Annotated in this window: 11 protein-coding genes; 5 read left to right on the top strand and 6 right to left on the bottom strand. The window is 61.1% G+C overall.

Going from position 1 to position 12,411, the window contains the following annotated elements:
- The first annotated feature begins 128 nt into the window (after nt 1–128).
- Nucleotides 129–1,562, top strand: a complete 1,434-nt coding sequence (locus tag ACA055_RS02415; protein ID WP_497682201.1) for a TolC family outer membrane protein — start codon at nt 129–131, stop codon at nt 1,560–1,562.
- A gap of 107 nt (nt 1,563–1,669) precedes the next feature.
- On the opposite strand, the gene waaA is transcribed toward ACA055_RS02415, so the two are convergent.
- Together waaA and ACA055_RS02405 are read right to left on the bottom strand one after the other, a co-directional pair.
- Nucleotides 1,670–2,947 carry a lipid IV(A) 3-deoxy-D-manno-octulosonic acid transferase gene (gene waaA / locus ACA055_RS02410; protein WP_497682200.1) on the bottom strand — a complete coding sequence of 426 codons (1,278 nt, stop codon included), beginning with the start codon at nt 2,945–2,947 and terminating at the stop codon, nt 1,670–1,672.
- Between the two features lie 11 nt (nt 2,948–2,958).
- The gene (locus ACA055_RS02405) at nt 2,959–3,861 is read right to left on the bottom strand and encodes a LysR family transcriptional regulator (RefSeq protein WP_497682199.1); all 903 of its coding nucleotides are present in this window, start codon (nt 3,859–3,861) and stop codon (nt 2,959–2,961) included.
- A gap of 104 nt (nt 3,862–3,965) precedes the next feature.
- Here ACA055_RS02405 and ACA055_RS02400 point away from each other — a divergent pair, with 104 nt between their 5' ends.
- The 4 genes from ACA055_RS02400 (at nt 3,966) to ACA055_RS02385 (ending at nt 7,477) form a co-directional block, all read left to right on the top strand.
- On the top strand, nt 3,966–4,298 hold the full coding sequence (locus ACA055_RS02400) for a DMT family transporter (protein WP_008004867.1): 333 nt from the start codon (nt 3,966–3,968) through the stop codon (nt 4,296–4,298).
- Nucleotides 4,299–4,491: 193 nt separating this feature from the next.
- Nucleotides 4,492–5,667, top strand: coding sequence for an NAD(P)/FAD-dependent oxidoreductase (locus ACA055_RS02395; protein WP_497682198.1), 1,176 nt, complete (start codon nt 4,492–4,494; stop codon nt 5,665–5,667).
- On the top strand, nt 5,664–6,476 hold the full coding sequence (locus tag ACA055_RS02390) for an aldo/keto reductase (protein ID WP_497682197.1): 813 nt from the start codon (nt 5,664–5,666) through the stop codon (nt 6,474–6,476). The genes ACA055_RS02395 and ACA055_RS02390 overlap by 4 nt, the downstream gene beginning before the upstream one ends.
- Before the next feature lie 32 nt (nt 6,477–6,508).
- A complete protein-coding gene (locus tag ACA055_RS02385; RefSeq protein WP_497682196.1) occupies nt 6,509–7,477 on the top strand; it encodes a metal ABC transporter ATPase in 969 nt (322 codons plus the stop codon).
- A gap of 84 nt (nt 7,478–7,561) precedes the next feature.
- Here the strand turns inward: ACA055_RS02385 and hldE are convergent, their stop codons facing one another.
- The 4 genes from hldE to msbA form a co-directional block, all read right to left on the bottom strand.
- The gene (gene hldE / locus ACA055_RS02380; protein ID WP_497682195.1) at nt 7,562–8,986 is read right to left on the bottom strand and encodes a bifunctional D-glycero-beta-D-manno-heptose-7-phosphate kinase/D-glycero-beta-D-manno-heptose 1-phosphate adenylyltransferase HldE; all 1,425 of its coding nucleotides are present in this window, start codon (nt 8,984–8,986) and stop codon (nt 7,562–7,564) included.
- Nucleotides 8,987–9,088: 102 nt separating this feature from the next.
- Nucleotides 9,089–9,694 carry an adenylyl-sulfate kinase gene (cysC, locus tag ACA055_RS02375; protein WP_497682194.1) on the bottom strand — a complete coding sequence of 202 codons (606 nt, stop codon included), beginning with the start codon at nt 9,692–9,694 and terminating at the stop codon, nt 9,089–9,091.
- The gene (locus tag ACA055_RS02370) at nt 9,687–10,391 is read right to left on the bottom strand and encodes a sulfotransferase family 2 domain-containing protein (protein WP_497682193.1); all 705 of its coding nucleotides are present in this window, start codon (nt 10,389–10,391) and stop codon (nt 9,687–9,689) included. Before ACA055_RS02370 ends, cysC begins: the two co-directional genes overlap by 8 nt.
- A 189-nt stretch (nt 10,392–10,580) precedes the next feature.
- Nucleotides 10,581–12,380: a lipid A export permease/ATP-binding protein MsbA gene (gene msbA, locus ACA055_RS02365; RefSeq protein ID WP_497682192.1), complete on the bottom strand. Its 1,800-nt coding sequence runs from the start codon at nt 12,378–12,380 to the stop codon at nt 10,581–10,583.
- Nucleotides 12,381–12,411 lie beyond the last annotated feature (31 nt).

Below are 12,411 nucleotides of genomic sequence, written 5' to 3'. Positions count from 1 at the left end.
ATTAGACGATTGTTGCCGCACGTGTGCGCAACTACACTCGCAACGGCCATGCTGCACATTGACGGTACTTGGCCCGCGCCGTACCTTTGGCGCTCAAATTATCAGCGTAATTTTTTAGGGATCGCCTCATGCTGCGCAAACTCTCACTGGCCGTTGCCGTGTCTTGTGCGTCCAATGGAATGGCCTGGGCAGCAGAAGCGCCCTTATCGACCAAAACCGACCTGGTCAGCGTTTACCAGGAAGCCGTGGACAACAACGCCGACCTCGCTGCGGCACGCGCCCAATATGGCGCCCAGAAAGAAGTCGTGCCCCAGGCCCGCGCCGGTCTGCTGCCCAATCTCTCGGGCGGTGCCGAACTTGCCAACGTGCGCACCTCGATCGATCAGCCTTCGGCCACCGCCAATCGTAGCGCTCATTCCTATCAGGCGACCTTGGCGCAACCGCTGTTCCGGGCCGATCGCTGGTTCCAGTTCCAGGCCGCCAAAGACGTCAACGAACAGGCCGCCCTGCAACTCTCGGCGACCGAGCAAAACCTGATTCTGCAAACCGCCGAAAGCTACTTCAACGTGCTGCGTAGCCAGGACACCCTCGCCTCGACCAAGGCTGAGGAAGCGGCGTTCAAACGCCAGCTCGATCAGTCCAACGAGCGCTTCGATGTCGGCCTGTCGGACAAGACCGACGTGCTGCAATCCCAGGCCAGTTACGACACCGCGCGGGCCAACCGGATCGTCGCGCAGCGCCAGGTGGATGATGCGTTCGAAGCGTTGATCACCCTGACCAACCGTCAGTACAACTCGGTTCAGGGCATCGTTCACACGTTGCCGATCCTGCCGCCGGCACCGAACGACGCCAAGGCCTGGGTCGATACGGCGGCCAAACAAAACCTCAATCTGCTGGCCAGCAACTACGCCGTCAGCGCCGCCGAAGAAACCCTCAAGCAGCGCAAGGCCGGCCATGCCCCCACCGTCGATGCCGTGGCCAGATACGAGAAAGGTGACAACGACGCCTTGGGTTTCAGCAACCCGAACGCCTTTGGCCAACCCTACAAAGGCAATGTCGAACAGTCGTCGGTTGGCCTGCAACTGAACATCCCGATCTACAGCGGCGGCCTGATCAATTCCCAGGTGCGCGAGTCGTACTCACGCTTGGACCAGACCGAGCAGCAACGCGAATCCTTGCGTCGGCAAGTGGTGGAAAACACCCGCAACCTGCATCGCGCAGTGAACACCGATGTTGAGCAAGTGCAGGCACGCAAGCAGTCGATCATCTCCAACCAGAGCGCAGTGGAAGCGACCGAAATCGGTTATCAGGTGGGGACGCGAAACATCGTCGACGTGCTGGATGCCCAGCGTCAGCTGTACACCTCGGTGCGTGACTACAACAACACTCGCTACGACTACATCCTCGACAACCTGCGCCTGAAACAGGCCGCTGGCACGTTGAGCCCGGGGGATTTGCAGGACCTGGCACGTTATCTCAAGGCCGACTACAACCCGGACAAGGACTTCCTGCCACCGGACCTGGCCAAGGCTGCGGCGGATCAGTTGAAAGCGAGGCCTTGAGCGAAAAAGCCAAAGCATTCGCGAGCAAGCCCGCTCCCACATTGGTTCTGCGTCGTTTACAGATCAAGTGTGGGAGCGGGCTTGCTCGCGAATGAAGACGACTCGGTCTAACGGTCGATCAACCGCCCCAACCCATCCAGCAACCGTTGCAACGCGCCCTGATTGGTGCGCATCACCTTCAACCCCGCCTCCGCCATCCGCTGCGCATCCCGCGGCAGTTCGAACAGCCGCTGCACCGCCACCGCCAAACCTTCGGCGTCTTCCACTTCCTGCAACGCCCCGGCACTGCGCAACTGCGCGGCGATCTCGAGGAAGTTGAACAAGTGCGGCCCGCTCAACACTGGCTTGGCCAGCGCCGCCGGTTCCAGCAGGTTATGCCCACCGTTTGGCACCAGGCTGCCGCCGACGAACGCGCTGTCGGCCAGGGCGTAGAGAAACAGCAACTCGCCCATGGTGTCGCCCAGCAGCACCGAAGTTTGCGCGGTCACCGGCTCGCCCGTGGAGCGACGCACCGTGGCGAAACCCTGCTGCCGACACAACTCGAACACCGGGTTGAAACGCTCCAGATGGCGCGGCACCAGAATCAGCAACGCATCAGGATGACTGGCGAGCAACTGACGATGAGCCGCCAGCACCACTTCGTCTTCCCCTTCGTGGGTACTGGCAGCGATCCACACCGGACGATCCTGAGCGTGCCATTGCGCTCGCAACTCAGTGGCGCGCTGGAGCAGTTGCGGATCGATGGTCAGGTCGAACTTGATCGAGCCGGTCACCTCGACAGTTTCAACACGCGCGCCCAACTCACGGAAGCGCCGGGCTTCGGCTTCGGTCTGCACCGCGAACAGGCTCATCTCGGCGAGCATCGGCTGGGTCAGCTTACGGAATCGGCCATAACCCTTGGCCGAGCGCTCGGACAATCGCGCGTTGGCCAGCGCCACGGGAATCCCGCGTTTGGCGCACTGGTGAATGTGGTTCGGCCAGAGCTCGGTCTCCATGATCACGGCCAGTTTTGGCTGGACCTTATCCAGGAAGCGCGCGGCGGCGCACGGCAGGTCGTACGGCAGATAGCAGTGCTGAATGCGCGGCTCAGCGGCGAACAGTGCCTGGATACGTTCCGAGCCGGTCGGGGTCATGCAGGTCACGGTGATCGGCAGCGTCGGATAACGGTGCAGCAACGCGCGAATCATCGGCGCGGCGGCAATGCTTTCGCCCACGGACACCGCATGCACCCAGATGCCGCCGGGTTTCATCGCGGGCAGTCCAAAAGAGAAACGCTCGCCGATGCGCTTGGCATACGCCGGCGCCTTGCGTGCGCGCAGCCACAGCCGAATCGCTACCAATGGCAGCCCCAGGTAAAACAATGCGCTATAGAGAGTTCTGTTCATGGCGGCGGAGTCTATCGGCTTTTTTCGCCGATCGCCTGCAAGTGCACGGCAAAACGTTCCGCCAGCCAACGGGCCGCCGGACCGAGGGGCTCGTCGCGACGCCAGACCAGTTCCACGATCAATGCCGGCGGGGTCCATTCGCTGACCAGTTCGACCATTTGGTGCTGATAGGCCGGGTACTGCACCACGTTTCTCGGCAACCAGGCCCAGCCGAGGCCGCGCATCAACAATTCGGCCATCACGTAAAAGCTATCCGCCCGCCAGACCTGCGGACTGGCCGGTTCGCTGCCGGGATAGACACTGGATTGAGTGGCCATCAACACCTGTCGATGCTGGGCCATTTGCTGGCAGTTGACGGTCCCCTGGGCTGCCAATGGATGGTCGACACCGCAGACCGTGACCATTTCAATGCTGCCCAACACCCGCCGTTCAAGGGCTTCGGGGATTTGATCGTGATAGAACAGCAGCCCCAGGTCGGCCTTACGCTCTACCAGTTTGCGCGCCACATCACCTTGGGCACCGTTGGACAGCTGAACTTCCAGGCTGGGAAACTGCTCGGCCATTGCTTCAAGGCTGTCGATAATCGGTTGAAACGGCATCGCCTCATCCTGAGCCAGACGCAGGCGCGCTTCCTGCCCCTTCATCATGGCCAGTGCCCGGCCATTGAGGCGCTGGCACTGGCGCAACACCTCCCGCGCCTCCTCCAGCAACGCATTGCCGGCCTCGGTGAGTTTTGGCTGGCGGCCACTGTTACGGTCGAACAGACTGACACCCAAGTCCTCCTCCAGCAGTGCAATCGAACTGCTGACCGCCGACTGCGCCTTGCGCTGATCCCGTGCCACGGCGGAAAACGATCGTTGCTCCGCTACGCTGACAAACAACCGCAGCTGGTCCAGATTCCATTGCGTGTTCATGGCTTCAACCCATCTCTAGTGCAGATAGGTAATGACTTTACCGCATCTGAAGAATCTCTAAAATGCCGAACTCAGAGAGCAACACTTCCCACGAGGATGCACCCATGACCGCTTACTACTACCTGGCCATTGCCATCTGCGCCGAAGTGATCGCCACTGTTTCGATGAAAGCGGTCAAAGGTTTCAGCACGCCACTGCCGCTGCTGCTGGTCATTGTCGGTTACGGCATTGCCTTCTGGATGCTGACGCTGGTGGTGCGAAGTGTGCCCGTGGGTGTGGCTTACGCCGTGTGGGCCGGGATGGGGATCGTGATGGTCAGCGTCGCGGCGCTGTTTATCTACGGACAGAAGCTGGACGTGCCGGCAATGCTGGGGATGGCGCTGATTGTGTTGGGTGTTGTGGTCATCCAACTGTTCTCCAAAACTGCCGGCCATTAAGGTTCGCCACTGTGGGAGCGGGCTTGCTCGCGAAGGGGCCGTATCAGTCGACATCAATGCTGCCTGACACACCGCTTTCGCGAGCAAGCCCGCTCCCACAGGGTTCGTGTCTGGCCATAGATTGATCGCCAGCAAAACCTCCAATCTTCGAGTCTGTATACTGCGCCCTCGTCTTGAACACAGAGGTCGCTGCATGCCATCCGTTATTTCCACCGACGTTTTGATTGTCGGCGCTGGTGTCGCCGGCCTCTGGCTGAATGCGCGCCTGCGCCGCCAGGGTTTTTCGACCGTGCTGGTGGAAAGCGCCAGTCTCGGCGGCGGGCAAAGTGTGAAATCCCAAGGGATCATCCACGGCGGCGCCAAGTACGCGCTGCATGGTGCGTTGACCGGCGCCTCGGAAGCCATCGCTGACATGCCGCGCCGCTGGCGTGAAGCGTTAGCCGGCGACGGCGAGCTGGACTTGTCTGGCGTACGCCTGCTATCCGAAGCCCATTACCTCTGGTCCCCCGGCACCCTCGCCGGCAACCTCACCAGTTTCTTCGCCAGTAAAGCCGTGCGCGGGCGCGTCGATCAGGTCAAGGGCGAGCAACTGCCGCCGGCCCTGCAAGACAAGCGCTTCAAGGGCAAGGTCTATCGCCTGGCCGAACTGGTGATCGATGTGCCGAGCCTGATCCAGCGCCTGGCCGATCTGGCGGGCGATGGCTTGCTCGCCGGGCAGAAGGTCGAACCGCTGCTGGAAGGTGGAATACTGGTCGGCCTGAAAGTCGACGAGCGCGAGATTCGTGCCCAGCGCATTGTCCTCAGCGCCGGCGCCGGAACGGCAGCGTTGCTCGAAGCGCTGGGGCTGAGCCAGCCCGCCATGCAACGCCGGCCGTTGCACATGATCATCGCCAAAGGCCCAGGCCTCAAACCGCTATACGCCCACTGCCTGGGCGGTGGCACCAAACCGCGCATTACCGTGACCACCCATCCGGCCGCCGATGGCCAATGGGTCTGGTATATGGGTGGCGATATCGCCGAAGCCGAAGGGGTTGCCCGCGAGCCTGTCGAGCAAATCGCCACGGCGCAGAAAGAACTTGGCCAGTTGCTGCCTTGGATCGACTTGAGCACAGCGCAATGGGCTACCCTTCGAGTGGATCGCGCCGAGCCACTGCAATCGGGACTGACCCGTCCTGACAATGCATTCCTTGCCGAGGAAGGCCGGCTGCTGGTCGGCTGGCCAACCAAACTGGCGCTGGCGCCGGATTTCGCCGACCGAGTGATCGCGAGTCTTGCCCGCGATGGCATTCAACCAGGCCCTGCGCAAGCGTTGCCATCCCTGCCAAAACCACCGATGGGCATCCCCGCCTGGGAGCAACTGCTGCCATGAGCCAACCGAGCCTGCACGATCTGCATCGCCCCTTGGGCAGCACTGGCCTGATGGTTTCGCCCCTGGGCCTGGGCACGGTAAAACTCGGCCGCGACCAAGGCGTGAAGTACCCCAACGGTTTCCAGATCCCCGGCGATGACGAAGCGCGCATGCTGCTCAAACTCACCCGCGATTTGGGCATCAACCTGATCGACACCGCCCCGGCCTATGGCCGCAGCGAAGAGCGCCTCGGTCCTTTGTTACGTGGCCAGCGCCAGGATTGGGTGATTGTCAGCAAGGTCGGCGAAGAGTTTTCTGACGGCCAGTCGAGCCACGACTTCAGTGCGGCACACACGCGTCTTTCGGTGGAACGCAGCCTGCAACGCCTGGAAACGGATTTTATCGATCTGGTGCTCGTGCATTCCGACGGCAACGATCTGGCGATCCTCAATGACTGCGAAGTCTATGCGACCCTCGCCGAGCTCAAGCGTGAAGGCAAGATTCGCGGCTTCGGCTTTTCCGGAAAAACCGTCGAAGGCGGTCTGAAGGCTCTGGAACAAGGTGATTGCGCGATGGTCACCTACAATCTGAACGAACAGAACGAGAAGCCGGTCATTGACTATGCTGCTGCTCACGGTAAAGCCATTCTGGTCAAAAAAGCCCTCGCCAGCGGTCACGTGTGCCTGAGCCCGGGCGTTGACCCGGTGCGTGCCAGCTTCGAATTGTTGTTTGAACATCCGGGTGTGGCCAGTGCTATTGTCGGGACCATCAATCCGCTGCACCTCGCCCACAACGTCGCGACCGTAGCCCAAGTCCTACGTAGAAACTGACGCCGCCCACGCGGCCTTAAGCAGGAGTCGACATGCCGCGTACGCTCATAAGAAAGAACCCGAGCAACTTCAAGACCCTGCCGTTATTTGTCGAAGCGACGCCCGAAGGCCTGAGTTATCAGAGCGTCGGGATGCCGCTCAATTTCTCCCAGACCCTGCAACGTCGCCGCCCGGTGACGGTGACTGACACCGAGCGGTTTGCCCTGGAACTGGCCAACCTCGGTGTCTCGGTACGCCTGACCCTGCATTGGCAGAATCGCGATTACTGGGTGCTGGTGCGTCAGCGTCGGCAGGACCGTGGCGATGTGGTGCTCAAGCTGATCTCTGGTTACGTGCCGGCCCATGAGCTCAACCTGCCGCTGCACACGGCGATCCAGGAGATTGCCGAAGAGTGTCTGCTGGAGACGCCGGAAGGCTGGCTCGGCGGCCGCTTCAACGACACCTGGCTGCCGGCGCCCTACTCGTCCGCCCTGCATTATCGCGAGGCCCTGCCGTTTCGCCTGACACCGTTGTCCGGCTCAGCGCGGCCGGTGCGATGCGCCAACATGCAACTGATCGAGCGTCCGCGAGCCTATGTGCATTTGCCGACCGCATCTTTGCAATTGATCTACGACCTGCGCCTGGACGTGCCCAAGGAAGCCAAATCCTTGAGTCTGTTTCATGTCGACGAGCGACTGGAAGGCGATCAACTGGTGGCCCGGCTCGACCGCAAACGCCCCGATCTCTACCTGATGCCGTTGCAGGACGGCCAACCGATGGCCGAGCTCTATACCTTGAAAAAGGATCAGCTGTACCCGGCGAGCACTCGCGGGTTGTACCTGGCTGAGAGCTTTGCTCGGCAGGAAGGCTGGCTGGTGCGTGATGAGCGGATTCGCTGGAAGGATTGGGTGCGACAGCAGGGGTTGAGCCCGCCGACGAAAGATTCCGGTTTGGCGCGATTGCGCGGGAAAGCGAAGCAACTGCTGAAAAAGATCGTGCCGCGTAAAAAAGTCAGCTCTTGAAAGCAAAAGATCGCAGCCTGCGGCAGCTCCTACAGATGTACATATAACTCTGTAGGAGCTGCCGCAGGCCGCGATCTTTTAGTGTCACTCGGACTTGCGGATCTTCTCGACAATCGCTGTGGTCGAGCTGTTTTCTACCAGCCCCAACACTTTCACAGTCCCGCCATAAGCGGTCACGATGTTCGCGCCGACCACCTGGTCGATCCCGTAGTCGCCACCCTTGACCAGCACATCCGGCTTGACCTCGCGCAGCAGGTTCTCCGGGGTGCCCTCAGGGAAGCTGATCACCCAGTCCACAGCGCCCAGACCTGCCAGTACGGCCATGCGACGGTCGACGCTGTTGATCGGACGACCCGGCCCTTTCAGGCGGCTCACCGAGGCATCGTCGTTGACCGCCACGATCAGACGATCGCCTTGGGCGCGTGCCTGTTCGAGGTAGGTCACGTGGCCGGCATGCAGGATGTCGAAGCAGCCGTTGGTGAAGACGATCTTCTCGTTGTGCGCACGCGCATCGTCGACCGCCAGCAACAGCTGTTCAAGCCCCAGCACACCGCGCTCGGAGCCTTCCTCACGCTGGATGGCGCGACGCAGTTCCGGCGCACTGATAGCCGCCGTACCGAGTTTGCCGACCACGATGCCCGCCGCCAGGTTGGCCAGGGCCACCGCGTGGGGCAGTTCTTCGCCAGCAGCAATCGCCGCCGCCAGGGTGGAAATCACCGTGTCGCCGGCACCGGTCACGTCGAACACTTCACGGGCACGGGCCGGCAGGTGCAGCGCCGGATGATCCGGACGCAGCAACGTCATGCCGTGTTCGCCACGAGTCACCAGCAATGCACCGAGGTCCAGGTCGTGCATCAGCTGCGCGCCCTTGCTCACCAGCTCATGCTCATCGGCGCAACCGCCGACGATGGTTTCGAATTCGCTGAGGTTCGGGGTAATCAGGCTCGCACCCCGATAGATCGAGAAATCCTTGCCCTTGGGATCAGCCAGCACCGGAATGCCGCGAGCACGGGCAGCCTGGATCAGCACCTGATGGTTTTTCAGCGCGCCTTTGCCGTAATCGGACAACACCAGCACCTTGATGCCTTCGAGCAGTTCGTCGACCTGCTCGCCCAGCGCCAGGGCGTCGGTGGCGAAAGGTTCTTCAAAGTCGATGCGCAGCAGTTGCTGGTGACGGCTCATGACCCGCAGCTTGACGATGGTCGGCTGGTGCGCGATGCGCTGGAACAATGCACGTACGCCGGCACCCTTGAGGCTATTGACCAGGCTGTCGGCGGCTTCATCGTCGCCGGTCACGCCGACCAGCGAGGCTGGCGCACCAAGGGCGGCAATGTTCAACGCAACGTTGGCGGCACCGCCCGGGCGGTCCTCGATTTGCTCGACCTTGACTACCGGTACAGGCGCCTCAGGGGAAATCCGTGAGGTACCACCATGCCAGTAACGGTCGAGCATGACATCGCCGACCACCAAGACAGGGGCTTGATCGAATCGCGGCATGGACAACTTCATGGAGCAACCCACATACAAAATGAACAGGGGCGCGATATTAACACAGGGTTGGCGTGGGCTAGTGCGACGGCTGCAACGGGATGAATCACCAGGGCTATTTGTTCATTTATTAATCAAAAACTCCGACAATCGACCGCAAGCCTCCGCCATCTCCAGCGCCTGCGTGTCAATCTCGCACTCGGCCTGCAGCGGCGCCTCGTAGGGACTGTCGACACCCGTGAAATCCTTGAGCTTTCCCTGTCGGGCCGCCTGATACAAGCCCTTGGGATCGCGCTGCGCGCAAATCTCGAACGGCGTGCTCACATACACCTCAATGAAGTCACCCTCGGCGAACAACCGCCGCGCCGCCTCGCGCTCGGCCCGGAACGGTGAGATCGCCGCGACAATCACAATCAAGCCAGCATCGACCATCAGGCGCGCCACTTCGGCCATGCGCCGGATATTTTCCCGGCGACATTCAGCCCCCATCCCCAGGTCACGGCAAAGACCGGCGCGCAGGTTGTCGCCATCGAGCACAAAGGTGTGCAGCCCGAAACGATTGAGTTGCAGCTCCAGGGCATTGGCCAGCGTCGACTTGCCCGCCCCCGACAAGCCTGTCAGCCAGAGGCAGCGCGGTCGCTGCGACTTGAGTGCGGCCCGGTCGCCGCTCGACAGCGATAGCGCATAGGGCCTGATCCGGGGGACAGACATTGCCTGCGCCTCATTCATAACCCAGCATCTCGTAATCGCGCTGGTAGACCCGCCGTACCAGCCGACGGGTACGAACCGAACAGAACTCACGGGCGCGCATCGCGCGCCGCTGCTGCGAGCTGTTGACGTGGGGCAGCGGCACCGCATGACCCAACTGTTCGCAAACCAGCCCGAAATCCCGCTCCAGATGCTCCTGATAGCCGATGAAATCGAGCGCCAGATGCCCCAGGGAGTCGGTGAGAAAATCCGTTTGCGCGGCGAAATGCAGTTGCCGGTGGATCGTCTCGGGATGCAGCCAACGGCCAACGAAATCGTCGAAGTCGCGGTAGTGGCTGACCAGCTTTTGCGCCGGGTGATCGCGCCGGCTCAGTTCGTTGCCCCGCAGAAAAGCGTAAGCCGAATACGCCCTTTCCAGCGGATCGCGGACAAAGGCGAATTTGAAACTGACGGCAAACTGCTCGGGAAATTGCTGCTCGTACCAGTACAACGGCAAGTGCCCCGGGCTCCAGCCATCGAACAGCGCTGCGCACACGCTGCTCCCGGCGCATTTGGGCACGTGTATGAACAGACAGGAACGCTGCGTGAAGGGCCGGGGAAAACGCAGATTGGCCGACATCGACTTGTTGACCACCTGACGGTCCACGACCGACAGCCGCCCCAGCAAGAAATGCCGTTGGGGCTTGGGCAACAGCTTCCAGAGATAACGTTGCAACATTGCAGTACCCGCGCGACGGGGATGGCCCCCTCGATTGAAGTCAGAGATTCGTTCAGGAACCTTAACAAGCGCGGTGCAGAGATTTATTCAGGTTTGGTCAAGAAGCGTAAGCAATCGGATACAAATCACCCGGACGCGTTGCACGCCGGGTGTGCGAGAGGATGAGCCGAGGCTCACCCTCTTGTCGGGTCAGGCGATGTCTTCCGCCGGGACATCCAGCCCCATTGCATGCAGACGCGAGTAATAGCCGTTTTGCGCCAACAATTCAGCATGGGTGCCACGTTCGACAATTTCCCCATGATCCATGACCAGGATCAGGTCGGCTTTCTCGATGGTCGACAACCGGTGAGCAATCACCAGCGTGGTACGACCTTTCATGACCTGATCCAGCGCCGCCTGAATATGCCGCTCGGATTCGGTATCGAGCGCCGACGTTGCCTCGTCGAGAATCAGCAGTGGTGCATTCTTCAACAAGGCCCGGGCAATCGCCAGGCGCTGACGCTGGCCACCGGACAGCAGCACGCCGTTCTCACCGACCTGAGTGTCCAGGCCTTCGGGCATCTGCGAGATGAAGTCCATCGCGTAAGCATCGGTGGCGGCTTTTTCGATGTCGGCACGCGGGGCGCCGGCCAGGTCACCGTAGGCGATGTTATTGGCAATGGTGTCGTTGAACAGGGTCACATGCTGCGTCACCTGCGCCACATGCCGACGCAGATTACGCAGGCGATAGTCTTCGATTTCCACGTCATCGAGCATGATTTCGCCGATATCGTGATGATAGAAACGCGGAATCAGGCTGGCCAGGGTTGACTTGCCGCTACCGGAACGGCCGACCAGGGCGATCATTTGCCCCGGCGCTGCGGTGAAGCTGATGTTCTTCAGCACTTCACGGTCGGTTCCAGGGTAGGTAAAGCTCAAGTTGCGCACGTCCAGGTGGCCGTTGACGCGATCGCGCTCGACGGTGCCGTTGTCGACCTCGGGCTCGACGTCCAGTTGTTCGAAAATGCTCTCGGCACCGGCGACGCCTTTCTGGATGGTCGAACTGACTTCCGACAGCTGCCGGATCGGCTTGGGCAGCAGGCCCGCTGCGGTGATGTAGGCCACCAGGTCACCGGCAGTGGCATCGCCGCGCAGTAACAGCACCAGGAACATCAGCACCGCCATCGCGGTGTAGATCACCAGCTGCAGCATGGGCGTGTAGACCGCGCCGGTCTTGGTCATGCGCAATTGCTTGTCGGTGTTGCCCTGGCTGGCGGCGGCAAAGCGGCGTTCTTCATAGCTCTCGCCGCCGAAGCTGCGCACCACGCGATAGCCCTGGATAGTCTCGGAGGCCACGTGAGTCACGTCGCCCATCGCCACCTGGATCTTCTTGCTTTGCTTGCGGAATTTCTTGCTGGTGCTGCTGACCATGATCGCAATGACTGGCAGGATCGCCAGCATCACCAGCGTCAGCTGCCAGTTCATCCACAACAGATAGGCAAACAGGAACACCACGGTCAGGCCTTCACGAATGACCACTTTGATGGCGTCGGTGGCGGCACCGGTGACCATGGTCACGTTGAAGGTGATACGGGAAATCAGGTGACCGGAGTTATGGGTGTCGAAATAACGATTAGGCAACACCAGCAACTTGTTGAACAGCTCGACGCGCAGGTCGTGGACCAGCCCCAGGGAGACCCTGGCCAGGTAGTAGTTACCAAGAAACGACCCCAGGCCTTGCCACGCGGCGATCAGGATGATCAGCAACGGCACGGCCATCAGCAACTGCAAGTCCCTCAAATAAGGAACATTGGGGAAGAGCACCGCTTCAGGGTTACTCAGGCCATCGACAAAATACTTGAGAATCCCCGCCAGCATGGGCTGCGTCGAAGCAAAAATCACAAAGCCGACAATACTGAGTGCAAACATGCCCCAGTACGGGCGCACATACGACAGCAGGCGCAGGTATATCTTCAAGCTCGACGGCGCAGGCGAATCAGGGCTGGTCATGAGAACCCGTTGTATGAGAAAAGAGCCCGCG

The sequence above is a fragment of the Pseudomonas sp. LBUM1657 genome, from assembly GCF_059716075.1.
Note: the sequence above shows the minus strand (reverse complement) of the source record. Positions and strands in the feature narration are given on the sequence as shown.

Bases quoted from the DNA above. Each gene is read 5' to 3' on its own strand.
- cysC (WP_497682194.1), bottom strand. From the start codon at position 9,694: ATGAATGAGGCGCAGGCAATGTCTGTCCCCCGGATCAGGCCCTATGCG.
- ACA055_RS02405 (WP_497682199.1), bottom strand. From the start codon at position 3,861: ATGAACACGCAATGGAATCTGGACCAGCTGCGGTTGTTTGTCAGCGTA.
- ACA055_RS02370 (WP_497682193.1), bottom strand. From the start codon at position 10,391: ATGTTGCAACGTTATCTCTGGAAGCTGTTGCCCAAGCCCCAACGGCAT.
- ACA055_RS02415 (WP_497682201.1), top strand. From the start codon at position 129: ATGCTGCGCAAACTCTCACTGGCCGTTGCCGTGTCTTGTGCGTCCAAT.
- ACA055_RS02390 (WP_497682197.1), top strand. From the start codon at position 5,664: ATGAGCCAACCGAGCCTGCACGATCTGCATCGCCCCTTGGGCAGCACT.
- hldE (WP_497682195.1), bottom strand. From the start codon at position 8,986: ATGAAGTTGTCCATGCCGCGATTCGATCAAGCCCCTGTCTTGGTGGTC.
- msbA (WP_497682192.1), bottom strand. From the start codon at position 12,380: ATGACCAGCCCTGATTCGCCTGCGCCGTCGAGCTTGAAGATATACCTG.
- ACA055_RS02395 (WP_497682198.1), top strand. From the start codon at position 4,492: ATGCCATCCGTTATTTCCACCGACGTTTTGATTGTCGGCGCTGGTGTC.
- ACA055_RS02385 (WP_497682196.1), top strand. From the start codon at position 6,509: ATGCCGCGTACGCTCATAAGAAAGAACCCGAGCAACTTCAAGACCCTG.
- waaA (WP_497682200.1), bottom strand. From the start codon at position 2,947: ATGAACAGAACTCTCTATAGCGCATTGTTTTACCTGGGGCTGCCATTG.
- ACA055_RS02400 (WP_008004867.1), top strand. From the start codon at position 3,966: ATGACCGCTTACTACTACCTGGCCATTGCCATCTGCGCCGAAGTGATC.